The organism is Epilithonimonas sp., assembly GCF_032054305.1.
Lineage (GTDB): Bacteria > Bacteroidota > Bacteroidia > Flavobacteriales > Weeksellaceae > Epilithonimonas.
Genome location: NZ_DAMBSX010000002.1, coordinates 219,018 through 237,898 on the forward strand (window position 1 = coordinate 219,018; position 18,881 = coordinate 237,898).

The window sequence follows — 18,881 nt, forward strand, 5'->3', positions numbered from 1 at the left end:
TATTTATAGGATTTACCATTTCGGTTTTGTAATTTTGAGATATGAAAAAATCTATCATTTTCATATTACCCGATCTGGAAACCGGAGGAGCTGAGCGAATAATTACAACGATCGCAAATCACCTTCCGAGAGACAAATTCTCTCCTTCAATTCTTTTATTAAGGAAAGAAGGAGCTTATCTTGATTTTTTGAATCCTGATGTGGAAATCATTGATATTCAAACTCCCAGAATCAGACATTCTCTAAAACCAATTCTCCTTGAGATCAAACGCAGAAAACCCGATATTGTTTTTTCCGGTTTTGGCGAAGTTAATGCTTACCTGTCATTATTTATAAGATTATTTCCTAAAACCAAATTCATAGCAAGAGAGACCAATGTCGTTTCTCAGCACGTTACCAGAAAAGAGATCAGATTTTTCTACAAATTCTATAATGGCTATGATAAAATCATTGCACAGAGCAATGATATGCAATATGACCTTGTCAAAAATTTTGGTATAAAGAAGAAGAAATTGATCAAAATAAATAACCCGGTTGACATTGATTTCATTGAAGAAAAGTTAAATATATCGGAACGTCCGATAGAGTTTTCTCATCAGCATAAGAATGTGGTTGCTATAGGAAATCTCTCGGCCAGAAAAGGATTTGATAATCTTTTGAAAGTTTTCTCCAGATTAAAGAGTCAAAATATCTTGCTTCATATCCTAGGTGACGGAAAAGATAAAGAAATGCTTTTGCAGATGAAAGAGATGTTAGGATTAGACCACGTTATTTTTCACGGTAAGAAGAGTAATCCATACCAGTATCTCAAGTATGCCGATCTGTTTGTTCTATCCTCACGTTATGAAGGTTTTCCCAATGTTCTTTTGGAAGCAGGAGCTTGTGGTATCTATTCTTTAGCCAATAATTGTCAAGGGGGAATTAATGAGATTATTCTAGATCAGATCAACGGTGAAATAGCAAATATAGAGGATCATGATAGTTTTGCTGAAAAAATAAAACACGCTGTATATAAAAGCAATAACAAAGAAAACATAAAAGAGTCTATCAAAAACAGATTTTCAAAAGATATTATTATGGATAAATACGAAAATCTTCTTTGGAATATTTAAAAATTCAAATTAATTAAGTTATGATGAAAAACGTTTATATTTTATTTTCAATATTAATTTTAGCAGGTTGTAATTCATCGGTAAGACCGGGCGACTCAACACTTAATGAAGAAGTCCCTTTTAAAGAAGCAAGGAATTACTTTGTGAAAAATAATATCGATGCTGCGCTTGACAGTCCGAAGTTTGAGAACCAACAGGAATTTAAAAAAGTATTTGGTATGGCCACAACCATGGGAGAGAACGGCAAACCGACACCAATTGATTTTTCTAAAGAATTTGTAGTGGCTCAAATCGAAGATCCATCAACTCAAGCTATAGAACTGAAGCCAGTTTCGATCAGAAAAAACAGCAATATTCTAGAGATCAAATATCGTAAGGTTGTTGGAGAAAATCGGTCTTATACTTCCCAAACTTCAATGGTTCTGATTATTGATAAGAAATATGATTCAGAAGACATTAATATTGAAGAGATACTTTGATGTATTTTTAATCTCTTTTAATCTTATCAAAGGCGACTATCTCTAAGTTTTAGGTTAAAGATATTTTTCAATGATTGGAATTGCAATCTCAGCCATTACGCCATAACCTTTTTCGTTAGGATGAACACCATCCGCCGAAAGCAGAATTTCTTTATCAACAACAACTGAAGAATAAAAATCTATGTAATGTAAAGCGTTTTCAAAAGCAATATCTGTCAGAATCTGATTATAAACCAAAACATCTTCATTATCTCTAATTTTCCCAGTTGGCTGAATTATCTTATCAACTTTATCAGAAAAAGGAAGAATACTCACCAAATAAATCTCGTTGGAATATTGCTTTGCTTGTTGAACAGCAGTTTCAATATTAGTTTTGAATTGTTCCGGATCAACCAACTGATTTCCACCTTTAACCGCTAAATCATTAGCTCCATAACCAATAAAAATGATATTTCCATCAGCGGAATTTCTTGCTGCCATTTCGTGAGGCATTCTTTTTAAAAGACCTTCGGTTGTTTCACCACCGATTCCAAGATTGAAGAGAATTAATTCATTGCTTCCTTCATTGTATTTTTGCAAAGCATATCGTTTCAAGATATCGACCCAACCTCCAAAAACACCATCGTATTCTCCGTAAGTGATGCTGTCACCGAAGAATAATCCGTACATCATTTTCTTCATTTTTATCTAAATTTTCTACAATTAAAACTAATCCAAAATTAGTCTAATATTTTTGTGTGATTCTATAATTTCAGTTAAAATTTCGAATAAAGTTTGTCCATTTCCATCAATAAAATCATCTAGTTTTTGTTGAATTAATGTTACATTGAAAGGTTTTCCTTGTTTGATTTTATTTTCGTAAAAATCCTTAGTCAAATCAAAACCCAAATCTTCTTTCGATTTCTCAGAATCTTTCCAAGTAATATCAAAATCAACACCGTAAAGAATGTCGTCAAAACTATCCAAAGTCCCGACTTTCCAATCTTCATCTTTCATAAAAAGTTCAGAAACCTCTTCATAAAATCCTTCCAAATCTGAAAAATGACCGCCATTGATGACAGTCATTTTTTTATTATTGATTTCGTTTTTCATTGATTGTTGCAGATGTTATTTCCTCAGATAGATATTCCCATATTTGGATTCAAGACTGTATTGTGGTCCGTTTCCTAATGTTGTCGTAACTAAGGTATGAAAATCATCCGAATCTTTTCCGGCAAATTTGGTTTCTAAATTAGAATAGATTTGCCCATAATAAGTTTCAGCAGAAAGTTTTCCCATATTTTTTTCTGCAATCGTAGCATCGATACCACCGTAAGTTGCATTAACACTGATTTCTCCACCAAAATTTTTAACTTCTACCAATCCGTATTTTGCTTCTACTTGGGTTTTAAGAGATTTCGGAACCCTGATTTCCAATACAATATTCATATCAACGCCATTGGACATTGTGTTGAAAGTGACACCGTTGGTTTTACAATATTGTTGGTAATCTTCTTCGGTTTTGAAAGTTAATTTCTCATTGCCTTTATGAACTGTTATCCTATGCGGAATTTTATCCATTTCAGAAATATTTCCTTCTATAACAAGAGCGTTTCCTTCTTTTGATTCTTTGATTTGAAAAGCTTCATTGTTTTCATTATCATTGATATTGACAGTTCCCGAAATCTGAACTTCATCTTTGTCCCAAGTGCTGATTTTAATCAACTGAGGATAATCGAATTTCAAAGATATGTTCTGATTTTTAGTCGTAGAAAAACTTTTGTTAATCGTTGTTTGCGCTGTAATGCTTCCGAAAACGTAAACCATTACAAAAATAATTAGCCTTTTCATTTTGCTCTCAAATAAATTTTACTGTAATCTGAACGAACTTCTATATCCGTTCCACCGCCATTCACTTTTCCGACAAGGTCATTACCAAAACGAACTAAATCATCTTCCGTTTTCTTCTCTTGCTCAATTTTAAAATCTGGAGATATATACATTTCGCCATAAGAAGTTGTCGCTTTAAGATTTGCTTTTACGGATTTTGGAAGAGTGACATCCGTATGACCATAAACCGAAATAATGGATAAAGGACCTTTCACATTTTGACTAAAAACGGCTTCCACATTTCCATAGATAGATTTTACAGTTGCAGGTCCAGTAATGTTTTCTAACTGAACGTTATTGTAAGTCGCAGCAATTTCGATTTCATTTTGCATATTTTTGAAAACAACTTTCCCGCCGTATTGAGATTGATGTTTGAAGGAAACAATCACATTCTCAGGAACCAATATTTTAATAGATGGAGCTGAGATTTTTTTCAATGGATTAACTTCCAAAATACCGTCTTTTTCAGAAACATTGATTCCAAGTCCTGTGTTATCTACAAGTCCTAAAGCATTGATTGCCTGAAGTCCTTCTGCACGTTTATCTTCTGCAGGAACTTTATCTTCCAAAGAGAAAATGACTTCATTTCCTTTGTAACCTTCAACCGTTACTTTTCCGAGATTAACAAGCAATTTTCCTTTGCTTTTATTGACTTTGTATGTCTTCGTATTTTCTTTTGTCGAATTTTCCTGCGCTTGGAAGGAAACTGTCATCAAAGCAAATATGATTAAATATATCTTTTGCATAATGTTTAATTTGTTAATAATTTACTGAGTTTATTTATTTAAAAGCTTTTAAAATTTCATTATTACAGCATAGGCTTCATCTTTTACAAATTTTGCTGTTGTTGGGTCTTTAGCGAGTGCTAAAAGTTTTGTGTTAACTTCAGAACTGAGTTCAGATGATTGCTTTTCAGCCAAAAAAGAAATCAATTCTTTCTGAACCATTGGGTCATTTTGTTGAACAAAAATCTGTTGAATTTTATCTGTTATAACCGGATTTTGTTTTTGTGTTTCTAAGGCTGAAACCGCAGCTAATCTTACATTCGTGTTTTCATCTGAGATGGCTTTTTCAAAAAGCAAATCGATTAATTTTGTGTCATAATCTGATAAATTCTTTAGCAAAGCTATCCCTTGCAATCTGGAACTGGCAGAAAATTCATTATCCATTAGTTCTATTGCGTTTGTTTTATCAAAATGATTTTTATCCTCAATATTATAATTCGAGACAAAATCCTGATTTTCTTCTGATTTTTTTAAATGATTAATACTTTTATTTGCAAGAACTTTTGCAGCGTTTTGTTTTAGTACAGTTTGATTTTCTGATATGTTTGAATGGTTTTGAGGAATTGAAATATTATCTAAAGTTTCATCTTCTTTTTTCGGAGTTTGCTTTGTTGCAAAAGAAGTTTTATTAATTTCTTTTTCTTGATTTAAATTAAAGATTACAACGCTTAAAATAATTGTGACTGAAGCTGCAATAGACCAATTTTTCAAAGAAAATATTGAACGTGTCTTTGCTACAGATGGAGTAGGACTCTCCAGTTTAGACATTATTTTGTCAAACATTTCATCCGGAGCTTCGAGATTGTCAAATTCATCTCGATGGTCATTAATATATTTTTTAAGCGAATCTTTCATTATAGTGTTTTGGATTTAATTTCTCAAAAATTTTCTTTTTAGCACGATGGTAATAGCTTCTTACCGTTCCGTGTGGTATATTTAGAACTTTTGCTATTTCTTCCTGTGGCATATCCTCGAACAGATAAAGGTTAACAATTGTTCTGGTTTGCAAAGGAAATTCAGCGATAATATTTTGAAGTTCTTTTACACGAGATTCCATAGCCAACTTTGCCTCCAACTCGTCATCTTCTATGTCCAATATTTTATCATCTTCAATTTCAGTAAAATAGATTTTATTTTTCCGAAGAAAATTGAGCGATTGATTGATAGCGATTCGCTTTATCCAACCTCCGAAACTTTCCACATTATTCAGGGATTTGATTTCAGAAAATGCTTTCACAAAAACCTCCTGAAGAATATCCTCTGCATCTTCTCTATCATTGACGATACGATAGATGGAATTGAAAACAGCTTTAGAATAACGATGATAGAGTAGAGAATATCCCGAATTGTCTCCGGAACCGCATCGTTCCAACAATTCTTTGTCACTGATATTTTCTGTTTTTGTCTTCAAAAAGTTATTCGTTTTTTTATGGTTCTATATAATAGACGCAAACCAATTCCAAATGTTACAGTTTTTTATATTTTTTTCTGATTTAATGGAAGGTTTTATTTTTGTGGGTATGTCAATGCCTTATCAATTTCAATAGGGTTGTTATGTTCCCGAAGATATTTTTGTCTTGATTCGGTCAATTCTTTAAATTGACTGATGTCTTTTATATCTACACCATTAATGCTAAAAGTTGCATTAGGATTTTTCTTGAATTCATCACGAGTTTTGTGATATGGGTCTTTATATTCGTTCATCAATAGCTTTTCTATATTTTTTTGGGTTGTTTTTATTGGTTTTTGACCATAAAAACTTTCAATAAATGGCGTTTTATATGTAGAATTCAATTTAAAACTTTTCACTAAGGTAAAATCAAAATTATTTTGTTCATCATATATTTGAAAAATCACTCCTGGCAAACCACGAAATTTATATGGTCCTTCAGAAATATTTATTTCTTTACAAAACCAAGCTGTCCATTGTCGCCCACCAAAAGTTGCTGTTGCTTTTTGCAAAGTATAATTCTCAAATTTTTTGGTTTCTTTTTCGAGATTCCAATTTATTCTGTCATCCGTGTTGTAAACAAATACATCATTGATTAATGTGTAATTGCTATTGGTGTTAGAATTTTTTACTCGAACAACAACGGGAGTAGAAGTATCCCAAAGTTGACTATTTTGTCCTTTTGTAATATTGGTTGAGTCAATTGTAACGTAATGATAGTTATAAAATTTGACATTATCAGGATTTATATCCAGAGTCATATTTTCTTTTTTAAACTCAGTTTGATTAGGGTTTTGCTTAAATTTAAATTCATAAATAAAGCGATGAGTTTGTGAATAAATGATTCCAAAACTAAAGGTAAAAATAAATATAAGATTTCTCATAATAGAATTAGTGGCATTTTGTAAACTATTACAACTAACTACTTAATAGACACAAACCAATTCCAAATGTTGCAGATTTTTATATTTTTTCTGATTTTTTTAATAATTGCAACTTGTTTATATGAAAAAGGAAAATGACTGCCATTTCTGACAGTCATTTTTTTTTATTGTTATTTGAATAACTAAACTTAAGACTTATTTAAAATATTCGACTCCGTTTTTGAAGATGTTGTGGTAATTTGCTGTTGGAATATTTTTAAACAATCCTTCTGCAAAACGTTCTGGATGTCCCATTCTTCCGAAAATCTTTCCGTCTGGGCTAGTAACACCTTCTATTCCGAACAATGAATTATTTGGATTGAACGGCATTCCGTGAGCGATGTTTCCTTCTAAATCTAAATATTGCGTTGCAATCTGTCCGTTTTCATACAACTTCTGAATTTCCGCTTCCGAAGCCATAAAACGACCTTCACCGTGAGAAATCGGAATTGTGAAAACTTGTCCTTTCATTCCTTTTAACCAAGGCGATTCGTCATTCACAACTTTCACATTCACCATTTGAGAAATGTGTCTTCTGATTGCATTGTGAGCCAAAGTAGGAGAGTTTTCGTCCAAATCTTTGATTCTTCCGTAAGGCAGTAATCCTGATTTAACCAACGCTTGGAAACCATTACAAATACCGATAATCATTCCGTCTCTGTCAAGCAATTCGTGAACGGCATTTCTCATCTTTTCATTCTTCAAAACGTTAACAATGAATTTTGCAGAACCGTCCGGCTCGTCACCTGCTGAGAAACCTCCTGAGAAAGCCAAAATTTGAGAAGTTTTAATTTCTTCCACCCACGCATCAATACTTTCATCCAACAACAGGTGATTGATGTTGATTAATGGCAAACTGCTAACAATTGCACCTTCTTTCGCGAAAGCATTCAACGTATCGTACTCACAGTTTGTTCCCGGGAAAACCGGCGCGAATACTTTTGGCTGAGCGATTCCGTGTTTTTTAATAATGATATTTCTTGGGTTAATTGAATTTAATTTCTCATCAATCGCAACCGTAATTTTTTCTTTTTCAACCGTTGGGAAAAGATTTTCAAAGGTGTTTGTATTAGCTGATAGAAGTTTCTCGATTGAGAATTCAACATCATTAATTTTAATAACATTTGAATTATTAACTTCTCCGATTAACTGAAGGTTTACAGAACTTAATTCTTCTTTAGATTCAATAATTAAGCTTCCGATATTTTTAGCTAATAAAGCAGTTTCATCAACTGTAATTTCTGCACCTAATCTGTTTCCGAAGCTCATTTTAGCCAATGCTACTGAAACTCCACCTTCTTTAACCGTTTTAACTGAAACGATTTTTCCTGCTTTGATATTTTCGAAAATTAATTCATAAACCATTTTTAAAGCATCGTAATTCGGAAGTCCGTTTTCCTGAGCGATATGATTGAAGAAATAAACTTTATTTCCTGCATTCTTAAATTCAGGAGAGATAATGTTTGATTTTTCTCCGTTAGCACAAGCAAAAGAAATCAAAGTTGGCGGAACATTCAAATCCTGATAAGTTCCACTCATTGAATCTTTTCCTCCGATTGCTGCTAAACCGAAATTAATTTGAGCATCATAAGCTCCCAACAATGACGCCAAAGGTTTACCCCATTTTTCAGGATTCTGACCTAATTTCTCAAAATATTCCTGGAAACTGAATCTGATATTTTTGTAATCGCCACCCATTGCAACGATCTTCGCAACACTTTCTACGACTGCGTAAGAAGATCCCAACAAAGAATTCTGCTTAGAAATTTCCGCATCGAATCCCCAACTCGCCAAAGAAACTGTTTCGATATTTTTTGCTCCGATAATTGGCAATGTCTGAACGCTTCCTTCCATTAAAGTCTGCTGATATTTTCCACCTAAAGGCATCGCAACCGTAGTCGCACCAATCGATGAATCGAACATTTCCAACAAACCTTTTTGAGAAGCTACATTTTTATCGGATAAGATTTTTAAGAAATTCTCTTCATTAAATGTCGGAGTTTCTTCTTTTACTTCATTAAGATGAGTAATTTTAACTTCCTGACTTTTTGAACAACCATTCGTATCGAGGAATTCTCTTGAAAGGTCAACAATTTTATCGCCTTTCCAAAACATCTGCATTCTTCCGGAATCTGTCACTTTCGCAACTTCAACAGCCACAATATTTTCAGCTTCACAGAATTTGATGAATTTTTCTTTATCTTTTGGCTCAACCACAACTGCCATTCTTTCCTGAGATTCGGAAATAGCAAGCTCGGTTCCGTTCAAACCTTCATATTTTAAAGGTAAAACATCCAGATTAACTTCCAAAGAGTCAGCGATTTCACCGATGGCTACAGAAACTCCCCCCGCTCCGAAGTCATTTGATTTTTTAATTAATCTCGTTACTTCAGGATTTCTAAATAATCTTTGGATTTTACGCTCTTCAACGGCATTTCCTTTCTGAACTTCAGAACTCATCGTATGGATAGAAGTTTCGTCCTGTTCTTTTGAACTTCCGCTTGCTCCACCAACACCATCACGACCGGTTGCACCACCTAAAATAATGATAGAATCACCAGCTTCAGGCTTTTCACGTCTTACCCAATCCACAGGAACGGCTCCGGCAACGAAACCGACTTCCATTCTTTTTGCTTTGTAGCCTTTATCATAGATTTCGGAAACCATTGTAGTCGCCAAACCAATTTGGTTACCATAAGAAGAATATCCGTTTGCAGCCTGTTTTGTGATTGTTTTTTGAGGTAATTTCCCCGACAAAGTTTGGTCAACTGATTCCAAAACATCAGCAGCGCCCGTCAATCTCATCGCCTGAAAAACAAAAGAACGCCCAGACAAAGGATCTCTGATTGCTCCACCTAAACAAGTTGAAGCTCCACCAAAAGGCTCGATTTCTGTCGGGTGATTGTGTGTTTCATTTTTAAATAATAAATACCAAGGTTCTTTTTTACCGTCGTATTCAGCTTCGATCTGAATCGTACAAGCGTTGATTTCATCTGAAACCACCAAGTTCTCCAGATTGCCTGTTTTGTGGAAATATCTTCCGCAAACTGTCGCCAGATCCATTAAAGAGATTGGTTTTAGTTCGCGTCCTAAGAATTTTCTTTTTTCGATATAATCATTGAAAATCGTTTCCAAAGTATGTTTAAACTGTCCTTCAAATTCAATATTTGACAATTCTGTTTCAAATGTTGTGTGACGACAGTGGTCGCTCCAATACGTGTCTAAAACTTTAAGTTCAGTTTCCGTAGGATTTCTCTTTTCCGATTTAAAATATTCCTGAATGAATTTCAAATCATCCAACCCTAAAGCAAAACCGTGATTATTATAGAAGTTAATCAGTTCTTCAGTATTCCAATTAATAAAATTCTCGTGAGTTAAAACTTTTGACGGGGTTTCTTCCGCCGGAATATTTAAAGTTGATAAATCTTTTTCCTGAGATTCTACTTTATTGATTAGAAGGTCTTTGATTTTAACTAAATCAGATTCGGAAACGCCTTCAAATTCGATTAGCTTTCCGCTTCTTACTTTAGACCTCTCATTTCCAGTCAGTAAAGCTATACATTGTTGAGCAGAATCTGCACGCTGATCGTATTGACCAGGCAAGAATTCTAATGCGAAATGAGTTCCTTTTGCAGGATTTTCTTCGATTAAAATATCAGTAACCGGATCTACAAAAGTACTGTTGACCACTTTTTCGAATTCGCCATCGTTTAATCCAAAAATATCGTAAACGTTATACACTTTTACGCTTTGGATCGACGGAACAACCGCTTTTACTTCATCAAAAATTTTTGGACTTTCTACATCGAAAATTCCTCTTTTTTCTACGAAAATTCTTTTGTTTTGAGACATTAGATGTCAGATATTTATTAGATTTATTTTTAATTTAAAATTTGTCATATAAGAACCTGTTTTATTTTTAGCATAGATTCCTACGGAATGACAAACAGAGCTTTTTACTTCAAATAAAATATGCAGCCCAAAAAGACTGCATAGTTATTATACTTTAAGGTCCGCTTTCAAGCCAATCAAATCCTGATTAGCATCAATAATCGGCTGAACTTCATTCGCAATGAACTCTTCTGTCTGGATTGGCGCAAAACCGATGAAATTTTTCGGGTCGAGAACTTCTTTTAATTTTGATTTATCCAATTTTAAAGAATCATCATTCAAAATTCTTTCGATCAAATCATTTTCTTTTCCTTCTTCTTTCACTTTTTTGGAAGCTTCCATAGAATGAACTCTGATCACCTCATGAATTTCCTGACGGTCACCACCAGCTTTTACTTCCTCCATAATAATGTATTCAGTTGCCATAAAAGGCAATTCTTCCATAATATGTTTATTGATTCTGTTCGGATAAACAACGATTCCGTTCATGATATTATTCCAAATTAATAGAATTGCATCAACAGCTAAAAATGCCTGAGGAATCGTCAATCTTTTGTTTGCAGAATCATCCAAAGTTCTTTCAAACCATTGTGTTGAAGCTACCATTGCAGAACTTGTCGTTAAAGACATTACGTATTTTGCCAATGCTCCGATTCTTTCGCTTCTCATTGGATTACGCTTGTAAGCCATTGCAGATGAACCAATCTGGTTTTTCTCGAATGGTTCTTCAATTTCTTTTAAGTTTTGAAGTAAACGTAAATCGTTTGTAAATTTATGTGCAGACTGAGCAATATTTCCTAATAAAGCTACAACCTTAGCATCGATTTTTCTGTCATAAGTTTGTCCGGAAACTCCGAAAACTTTTTCAAAACCGAATCTTTTTGATAATTCTTTATCCAAATGCTTGACCTTAGAATAATCTCCATTAAAAAGTTCAAGGAAACTCGCAGCGGTTCCTGTTGTTCCCTTCACTCCTCTGAATCTTAATGTTTCTAAGAAGAAATCCAATTCCTCGATGTCAAGAACTAAACTTTGTAACCAAAGTGTAGCTCTTTTTCCAACAGTCGTTAACTGAGCCGGTTGGAAGTGTGTGAATCCTAAAGTCGGCAAATCTTTGTACTGAATGGCAAAACCAGAAAGATTTTTCATCACGTTCACCAACTTTTTCTTTAAAATTAAAAGTCCGTCACGAATTTGAATTAAATCTGTATTATCTCCTACAAACGCCGAAGTTGCTCCCAAGTGAATAATTCCTTTTGCAGAAGGCGCCACATCACCATAAGCGTGAACGTGAGCCATCACATCATGACGGAATTTCTTCTCATATTCTGCTGCAATCTGGTAATCGATATTTTCTACGTTGGCTTTCAGCTCCGCGATCTGCTCGTCTGTGATATCAAGGCCAAGATCTTTTTCAATCTCAGCAAGGGCTAACCAAAGTTTTCTCCAATTCTGGAACTTGTTGTTATGCGAGAAATTAAACAACATTTCTTCACTGGAATAGCGCTCTTCCAATGGGTTTTTGTAGGAATTCATTTCTTTTTTTACTTTCTTTTTATTAGATTCACAAATTTAAGGAAATTAACCGATTGAATAAAATCTAAATAAAAATTGGATTAAAGATTTAACCAAATCTTTATTTTTGAATCAAAAATTCGGCGGGATATTTGTATTTCTCAATCTAAATCTAATAGAAATGGTCTCAAAAATTACATCAGAAATCAAAGTCAGTGTAACGACAGAATATGATAACCATAACAGTTATCCTTCTGAGAATCGATATGTTTTCCGGTATAATATTGAGATTCAAAATCTTAGCAATTTTCCTGTGAAATTACTTTCCAGAAAATGGATGATCTATGATCTTGGGTTTGGTTTTACAGAAGTTGAAGGGGCTGGTGTTATTGGATTGACTCCTGTCATTGAAAGTGGTGAAAAATTTAATTATTTTTCTAATGTAATTGTGAAATCAGGTGTTGGAAACATGGAAGGCTTCTATATTTTTGAGAATGCTAATCACGAAACATTTGATGTTACAATTCCGAAATTCAATTTGGTTTCAGAAGTTTTGAGTAATTAAAGAATCTTGATTCTTTTACTAAAAACTTCTTTAACCTCTTCATTATTTGTGATCATTAATCTCTCGAAGCTTAAAAGTGAAATTTTAGCGCAAACTTCTGCATCAGCATCTGCGCGATGATGATTAAATTTGATCTGATGTTGTTCAGCAATATTTTTCAGACCATAGCTTTTAAGATTTTTCCACGCTTTTTTCGCTACACCAATACTGCATAGATAGTTGATATTAGGTTTAAAAAAGCCATAGTGTTCAAGACAACCTCTTAGAACATTGGCATCAAAAGCAGCATTGTGAGCTATCATTATATTTCCATACAATAGATTTTCTACTTCGTACCAAACATCAGCAAAAGTAGGAGAGTGTTGTACATCTTCCGGAGTAATGCCATGAACAGCTACATTATGATGATTGAAATAGGGGAAAGACGGTGGTTTTATCAGCCAAGATCTGGTTTCTTTGATTTGACCGTTTTCAACAATACAAATTCCCAACTCGCAAGCCGAGTTTTTTTCATGAGTGGCTGTTTCAAAATCTAAAGCAATAAAATCCATATTACTGATTTTTCTTTGAACCTAAAAAATATTTAAACATCAACCATTTTGTTTGATAATATGGGTCGATTTGAGATTTTTGTCTAAGCTGAATCGATTTTGGAAGTTGACAATAGAATCCAATGTGTGATTTGAAAATTGCACAAAGATGTTGCCATCCATTTTTATACGCTAAATAGACAGCAGCATAACCATCTAGATTTAATCTGAAAAATAAAATGAAAAATGCTTTATATGCCGGAAGGTTTTTCAGCAACATTGTTAGGTTATTCCTGAAATTGAGAAAGGTTTTTTGTGGATTTTGTTTGTTGAGTGTCCCGCCGCCAACGTGATAAACTTTGGATTTTCCAGTGTAATAAATTTTTTTTCCATTGTTTTTTAATCTCCAACAAAGGTCAATTTCTTCCTGGTGCGCAAAGAATCTTTCGTCAAAACCGGTCATATTCCAAAAGTCATCTGAACGGATAAATAATGAACAACCGGAAGCCCAAAAGATTTCGGTTTCGTCGTCGTATTGCCCATTATCAAATTCGATATCATCAAAAATACGTCCTCTACAGTACGGATAGCCGAGATTATCTATCAAACCGCCGCCAGCGCCAGCAAATTCGAACTTGTTCTTTTGATTATAATCCAGAATTTTTGGCTGAATTGCTGCGATGTTTTTGTCTTCGGAAAATAATTTCATGATTGGAAAAATCCAATTCTCAGTAACTTCTACATCAGAATTCAATAAACAATAGATATCTGCATTGATTGATTTCAATCCTTTATTATAACCAGCTGCAAAACCTGAATTATCTTGATTTTGAATGATTTTAACTGAGGAAAAATTAGATTTTAAAAATTGAACCGAATTATCTGTGGAAGCATTATCAATGACGAATATTTCGGCTTCAGAAGAATGTTCTATTACCGATGGTAAGAATTTCTCCAACCATTTTTTTCCGTTCCAATTAAGGATTGCAATTGCGACTGTCATTACTCTTCGTAAGTTTTTATAGCATCCTTATATTTCCATCTTCTATGTGACCAAAGCCAGTTATCCGGATTTTTCCTAATCGTGTTCTCCAAAAGCTTATGAAATTTCTTCACAACCTCGTGCTCTACAAATTTTTCTCCATCCGGATAAATTCTATGATAGTTAACTTGATAAAAACCCCGTTTAACTTTTTTCATCTCGCAATAGATGAAGACCATATCCATTCTCGTAGATAACTTGTCATATCCGATGAAAGCGGGCGTTTTCTGATTCAGAAACTTTAGTCCATAATTGACAGAATGTACATTCGGAGTTTGATCAGCAACGAACATATAAGCTGAATTCCCATCATTCTGATTTCGAAAAATATGTTTGATAACTTCGGTAGCTTCGAGAGATTTGTTATTAAACCTATTTCTTATCAATTTGATTTTTTCCTCCCAAAACGAACTGCTCATTTTACGATATACAGGATGGCAATCTTTTTGTGGAATGAGCGTTGCAAGGGCATTGAACCATTCCCAGTTAAAAACATGTCCGGATAACATTATAATATTCTTACCTTCATCTTTAGCTTGTTGAAAGAGCTCCTGATTCAAGTGTTGCATTCTCACTCTGGATTCGGTTTCGGAAATTGTAAAACCTTTTAGCATCTCGGCAAGATAGTCACAGAAGTTGGAGAAGAATTTTTTGGAAATATCATTGATCTCTTTCTCCGATTTTTCAGGGAATGAGTTTCTGAGATTTTCCAAAACTTCTTTCTTTCTGTAGCCTACTATATAATAATTGACGAAGAACATTATATCTGAAAATAAATATAATATTCTAAGCGGTAATCTGGAAATTAGTAATAATATGCCGAATAAAAATTGATTCAATGTATAATGAATATTGGCAAATATACTGAAAAATGGCTGAATTTTTAATTAACTTTGGCCTTTAATTAAAATCAATCATCGATAATAATGAGAAAATCTGTTAAGAAATTGTTATTTGTTGGAGGCATACTTTTATTATCTCTCGCAAATGCTCAAACATCTGAGCTTACCAAAGAACAAATCGAAGCTAAGAAAAAAGCAGCCGCCGAAGAAAAGGCTAAACTACCAAAACCTTATCATCCTGAAGCCAATGCGGCCTTAGATATTCAAAACGCTGTAAAACTTGCTAAAAAAGAGCATAAAAATGTTGTTATACAAGCCGGTGGAAACTGGTGTATCTGGTGTTTGAGGTTTAATAATTTTGTACAACAAACACCTGAACTGAAACAAATTGTCAATGACAATTACATCTATTATCATTTGAATTGGTCTCCGGAAAATAAAAATGAAAAGATTTTTGCTGATTATGGTAATCCTGGAGAAAAATTTGGTTATCCCGTATTTATAATTCTAGATGAAAATGGCAAACAGATTCATACGCAAGACAGCGCAGTACTGGAAGAGGGAAGTGGTTATAGTCTTGAAAAGGTAAAAGAATTTTTTAATTCCTGGAAACCAAAGAAATCTTAAACTATAACATTATAATAAAAAAAAAACCACTTCAAAATGAAGTGGTTTTTTTTTTATTTTGAATCTTATTTCAATTAAGCTTCTTCAGCAGGAGTTTCTACTGGTTTTGTAGGAGCTGGTTTTGGAGCTTCTACTGGAGCGTCAGAAACGATATCAAACTCGTAGTTGTACTCAACATTTCTGTGAAGTCTTACAACTGCAGAGAATTTACCAGTTCTCTTGATCGTGTTACCAGGAATTCTGATATACTTTTTGTCAACGCTAACACCAGCTTTTGCCAAAGCAGCAGCAAGATCAGCATTGTTGATAGAACCGAATAACTTGTCACCGGCACCCACTTTTGCAGGAATAGTAATTGTAGTTTTTTTCAATTGTTCTACAACTGCATTAGCAGCAGCAACCAATTTAGCTTCTTCTTCTTTTCTAGATTCCAAAGTAGCTTCTAGAGCAGCTTTGTTTTTTGGAGTTGCTAATAATGCAAAACCTTGGGGAATCAAGAAGTTTCTTGCATAACCTGGCTTTACGTTTACTGTATCAAACTCAAGTCCTAAGTTTTCTACATCTTTTTTTAGGATAATTTCCATTGTTGTTGTCCTTTTTTAGATTTTAGGTATTTCTAAAATCAAGTTAGAATTAATTAATTTATTCAGCAACAAAAGAAGCAGGCGAACCTACTTCTTTTATTATTTTTTTTATTTCAATAAGTCAGCTACGTAAGGCATCAAAGCAAGATGTCTTGCTCTTTTGATAGCTGCAGATACTTTTCTTTGGTATTTAAGAGAAGTTCCAGTGTATCTTCTTGGTAAGATTTTACCTTGTTCGTTTACGAATTGTAAAAGGAAGTCAGCATCTTTGTAATCTACGTGCTTAATCCCAAACTTTTTGAATCTACAATATTTCTTTTCAGATTTTGTATTGATATCAAGTGGAGTAAGAAATTTTACTTCTGATTCGCCCCCGGCAGAGGCTTGTTTTGCCATATCGTCTATTGCCATTATTTTAAATTTTTTAAGGGTTAATGAATTAAGCTTTCGCAGATTTTAATTTGCTTCTTCTTGTTACTGCATAATCTACAGCGTGCTTGTCAAGTTTAGTCGTTAGGTAACGGATAACTCTCTCATCACGTTTGAAGGCAGTTTCTAGGTCTGCAACCACAGTTCCTTCTCCTTTGAATTCGATAAGGGTATAAAAACCATTCTTTTTCAATTGGATAGGATAAGCCAATTTCTTAAGTCCCCAATTTTCTTTGGCAACGATTTCGCAATTGTTTGAAGTCAATAGGTCTTCAAATTTTTTCACTGCTTCCTCCACCTGAGCATCAGATAGAACGGGAGTTAAAATGAAAACAGTTTCGTAATTGTTCATAATGTTAATTAATTTTAATTAAAAATTCGAGTTGCAAAAGTACAACTTTTTTTTGAACTACAAATATACCTAATAAAAAAATCCCGTCAAATATTGACGGGATTTAAATTTATTAAGGTTAGTGGTTATTTCTTAATTACTTTAGTTGATGAAGTAGTTCCATCTGCCATTGTAGTTGTTACAACATATACACCAGCATTGAATTTGCTAAAATCAATTTGGGATTTAGTCTCGTTCAATTCTTTGGTTAATAGTTGTTTTCCGGCAATGTCAAATACTTTCACTGATTGTATACTTCCTTGAGCCTCAATAGTGAAGATGTCTTTAACAGGATTTGGATAAGCTTTGATTGTTGATTTACCGACCTCAGAAACAGCAAGCGTTCCAATATTTAGTGTATAATCTTCAACCTGTCCATAAGTGCTGGTTCCACAAGGTGAAGTATTAGAGGTTGCAGAACTTGAGTCATCTAACCTAACTCTCATACGGGTTGTGCCTATGCTCGCAGTAGCAGGAATGGTTATAGATCCTGTCCAAGGAGATGCTTTGGTTGGGGTAACTAAAACTTGTTCACCCGCATCGTCAAAATCCTTGTCATTGTTCAAGTCTATCCAGACCAAAACCTGGTCTTCTGGATAAGAAGTTCCTGTAAATGTAGCTGTAAATGTATAAGTCGATCCTGCCGTTACATTACCAACGATTGATGTGAAATTTTCATAACCTGCAGTAGAGGTTGAATTGTTGTTGATGTTAGCAAATGTTACATTACTGATTTTTTCAAAACTTGTAGAAGTTGCCCCAGCGGTACAATAAGTAGCTGCTGCTGTAGTGAAAGAGTAAACTGTACATCCTGTAGCTGCGCCAATAGTATTTTTAGGTATAACTTTCCAATAATAAGTTGTACTTAAAGCTAAGCTAGTTGCAGATGTGTAGCTTGTGCCCGTGACGTTGCCGACCAAAGTTGTTGGATTTGGATTGGTGTCCAGATAAACATCGTATGAATCTGCGCCGGAAGAAAGAGCCCAAGATAAAGTAGTGGCTGTAAATGGTACATCGACAGCTGCATTGGCAGGCGAAGTTAAAGCAGAACAGGCTGGTGCAGTTGTAGGAGCGATGGAGGTGGTAACCTTGAAATCATCGACTGCAAAGCCAAACTGATCCGTAGAGGAACATTGGATGGCTATATATACTTGTTGTCCGGCATAAGCGCTCAAACTAGTTGTGAATTCATGCCAGGTAATATCCGATGGTGTAGTCTGTACAGCTGATAAAGGAGTGAAATCCGAAACAGCCGTTCCTGTCGTAGAGATGTAAACTCTGTATTTTTCTGCACCATAAGTTGTATCACAGCTTTTTGCCCAAAAGCTTAATGCTCCTCCATCTGCAGCTAGCTGGATTTTTGGGGAAATAAGCCAATCATTGTTGGAAGCACCACTGGTAAGATAAAAAGATGCCATGGTTTTCTGACCTGTTCTTGCAGTCCAGTTGGAAGTAGAAGTAGGAGTTAAAACAGGGGTGGTAGTGGTAGAGTTAAATACCTGAAAGGCTTTGTTGGTACCATTTCCATTGGGAAATGTTATGCCGTTAAATCCACCAGAAGGACTGTTATCTACATCAAGTAAAGTCCAACTGCCAACATTTGAAATTGCAAAGTCGGTATAGCTTTCAAAACTGTCTTGAAATACGACATACTGTGCATTTACAGTATTTGTCGTTGACAAACCGGCCAAGGCCAGTAAAGAAAATAGAATTTTTTTCATAAAATTAATTTTTTTAATTCTCTCAAATTTAGTTAAATTATTTTGAAATAGCCAAATTATTTACAATAAAATTATTAAATATATACTTATTTTATATTTTTATTGAATTGTATTTTGTTTAAATAA

The 18,881-nt window shown here is 34.1% G+C and carries 20 protein-coding genes; 4 read left to right on the forward strand and 16 right to left on the reverse strand.

The genetic code is table 11. The features are described from left to right. The first annotated feature begins 41 nt into the window (after window positions 1–41). Both RTX21_RS04935 and RTX21_RS04940 read left to right on the forward strand, forming a co-directional pair. Window positions 42–1,112: a glycosyltransferase gene (locus tag RTX21_RS04935; protein WP_312765728.1), complete on the forward strand. Its 1,071-nt coding sequence runs from the start codon at window positions 42–44 to the stop codon at window positions 1,110–1,112. A gap of 20 nt (window positions 1,113–1,132) precedes the next feature. Beyond that, on the forward strand, window positions 1,133–1,591 hold the full coding sequence (locus RTX21_RS04940; RefSeq protein ID WP_312765729.1) for a hypothetical protein: 459 nt from the start codon (window positions 1,133–1,135) through the stop codon (window positions 1,589–1,591). Between the two features lie 54 nt (window positions 1,592–1,645). Here RTX21_RS04940 and RTX21_RS04945 read toward each other — a convergent pair whose 3' ends face one another. From RTX21_RS04945 to purB, 9 genes are all read right to left on the reverse strand, one after another. Further along, window positions 1,646–2,272 carry a GDSL-type esterase/lipase family protein gene (locus tag RTX21_RS04945; RefSeq protein ID WP_312765731.1) on the reverse strand — a complete coding sequence of 209 codons (627 nt, stop codon included), beginning with the start codon at window positions 2,270–2,272 and terminating at the stop codon, window positions 1,646–1,648. Window positions 2,273–2,299: 27 nt separating this feature from the next. Beyond that, window positions 2,300–2,683: a ribonuclease inhibitor gene (locus RTX21_RS04950; protein WP_312765732.1), complete on the reverse strand. Its 384-nt coding sequence runs from the start codon at window positions 2,681–2,683 to the stop codon at window positions 2,300–2,302. 15 nt (window positions 2,684–2,698) lie between these two features. Then, window positions 2,699–3,421 (reverse strand): hypothetical protein, encoded by a 723-nt coding sequence (locus RTX21_RS04955; RefSeq protein ID WP_312765733.1) that lies wholly within the window; start codon window positions 3,419–3,421, stop codon window positions 2,699–2,701. Next, window positions 3,418–4,206 (reverse strand): DUF4097 family beta strand repeat-containing protein, encoded by a 789-nt coding sequence (locus RTX21_RS04960; protein WP_312765734.1) that lies wholly within the window; start codon window positions 4,204–4,206, stop codon window positions 3,418–3,420. The genes RTX21_RS04955 and RTX21_RS04960 overlap by 4 nt, the downstream gene beginning before the upstream one ends. Before the next feature lie 48 nt (window positions 4,207–4,254). Then, window positions 4,255–5,100 (reverse strand): HEAT repeat domain-containing protein, encoded by an 846-nt coding sequence (locus RTX21_RS04965; RefSeq protein ID WP_312765735.1) that lies wholly within the window; start codon window positions 5,098–5,100, stop codon window positions 4,255–4,257. Next, entirely contained in the window at window positions 5,084–5,656 is a 573-nt protein-coding gene (locus tag RTX21_RS04970; protein ID WP_312765737.1) for an RNA polymerase sigma factor, read from the reverse strand. Before RTX21_RS04970 ends, RTX21_RS04965 begins: the two co-directional genes overlap by 17 nt. 95 nt (window positions 5,657–5,751) lie before the next feature. After that, window positions 5,752–6,579: a GLPGLI family protein gene (locus tag RTX21_RS04975; protein ID WP_312765739.1), complete on the reverse strand. Its 828-nt coding sequence runs from the start codon at window positions 6,577–6,579 to the stop codon at window positions 5,752–5,754. 195 nt (window positions 6,580–6,774) lie between these two features. Continuing rightward, window positions 6,775–10,470: a phosphoribosylformylglycinamidine synthase gene (locus RTX21_RS04980; protein WP_312765741.1), complete on the reverse strand. Its 3,696-nt coding sequence runs from the start codon at window positions 10,468–10,470 to the stop codon at window positions 6,775–6,777. A gap of 147 nt (window positions 10,471–10,617) precedes the next feature. Further along, window positions 10,618–12,045: an adenylosuccinate lyase gene (gene purB / locus RTX21_RS04985; RefSeq protein ID WP_312765743.1), complete on the reverse strand. Its 1,428-nt coding sequence runs from the start codon at window positions 12,043–12,045 to the stop codon at window positions 10,618–10,620. A gap of 160 nt (window positions 12,046–12,205) precedes the next feature. Between purB and apaG the strand changes: the two genes are divergently transcribed. Further along, window positions 12,206–12,589: a Co2+/Mg2+ efflux protein ApaG gene (gene apaG, locus RTX21_RS04990; RefSeq protein ID WP_312765745.1), complete on the forward strand. Its 384-nt coding sequence runs from the start codon at window positions 12,206–12,208 to the stop codon at window positions 12,587–12,589. Here the strand turns inward: apaG and RTX21_RS04995 are convergent. The 3 genes from RTX21_RS04995 to RTX21_RS05005 are packed head-to-tail and all read right to left on the reverse strand — an operon-like array spanning window position 12,586 to window position 15,000. Next, entirely contained in the window at window positions 12,586–13,140 is a 555-nt protein-coding gene (locus tag RTX21_RS04995; protein WP_312765747.1) for a 3'-5' exonuclease, read from the reverse strand. The genes apaG and RTX21_RS04995 overlap by 4 nt on opposite strands. Window position 13,141: 1 nt before the next feature. Continuing rightward, on the reverse strand, window positions 13,142–14,122 hold the full coding sequence (locus tag RTX21_RS05000) for a glycosyltransferase family 2 protein (RefSeq protein WP_312765749.1): 981 nt from the start codon (window positions 14,120–14,122) through the stop codon (window positions 13,142–13,144). After that, complete coding sequence (locus RTX21_RS05005) at window positions 14,122–15,000, reverse strand: lysophospholipid acyltransferase family protein (RefSeq protein WP_312765750.1); 879 nt, start codon at window positions 14,998–15,000, stop codon at window positions 14,122–14,124. Before RTX21_RS05005 ends, RTX21_RS05000 begins: the two co-directional genes overlap by 1 nt. A gap of 87 nt (window positions 15,001–15,087) precedes the next feature. Between RTX21_RS05005 and RTX21_RS05010 the strand changes: the two genes are divergently transcribed. Further along, complete coding sequence (locus tag RTX21_RS05010; protein WP_312765751.1) at window positions 15,088–15,630, forward strand: thioredoxin family protein; 543 nt, start codon at window positions 15,088–15,090, stop codon at window positions 15,628–15,630. A 74-nt stretch (window positions 15,631–15,704) separates the two neighbouring features. Here the strand turns inward: RTX21_RS05010 and rplI are convergent, their stop codons facing one another. The 4 genes from rplI to RTX21_RS05030 form a co-directional block, all read right to left on the reverse strand. Next, window positions 15,705–16,214 carry a 50S ribosomal protein L9 gene (gene rplI / locus RTX21_RS05015; RefSeq protein WP_312765752.1) on the reverse strand — a complete coding sequence of 170 codons (510 nt, stop codon included), beginning with the start codon at window positions 16,212–16,214 and terminating at the stop codon, window positions 15,705–15,707. 108 nt (window positions 16,215–16,322) lie between these two features. Next, window positions 16,323–16,625 (reverse strand): 30S ribosomal protein S18, encoded by a 303-nt coding sequence (gene rpsR / locus RTX21_RS05020; protein ID WP_027382072.1) that lies wholly within the window; start codon window positions 16,623–16,625, stop codon window positions 16,323–16,325. A 28-nt stretch (window positions 16,626–16,653) separates the two neighbouring features. After that, on the reverse strand, window positions 16,654–16,995 hold the full coding sequence (gene rpsF / locus RTX21_RS05025; RefSeq protein ID WP_027382073.1) for a 30S ribosomal protein S6: 342 nt from the start codon (window positions 16,993–16,995) through the stop codon (window positions 16,654–16,656). A 125-nt stretch (window positions 16,996–17,120) separates the two neighbouring features. Continuing rightward, window positions 17,121–18,755 carry a GEVED domain-containing protein gene (locus RTX21_RS05030; protein ID WP_312765753.1) on the reverse strand — a complete coding sequence of 545 codons (1,635 nt, stop codon included), beginning with the start codon at window positions 18,753–18,755 and terminating at the stop codon, window positions 17,121–17,123. Between the last annotated feature and the right edge of the window lie 126 nt (window positions 18,756–18,881).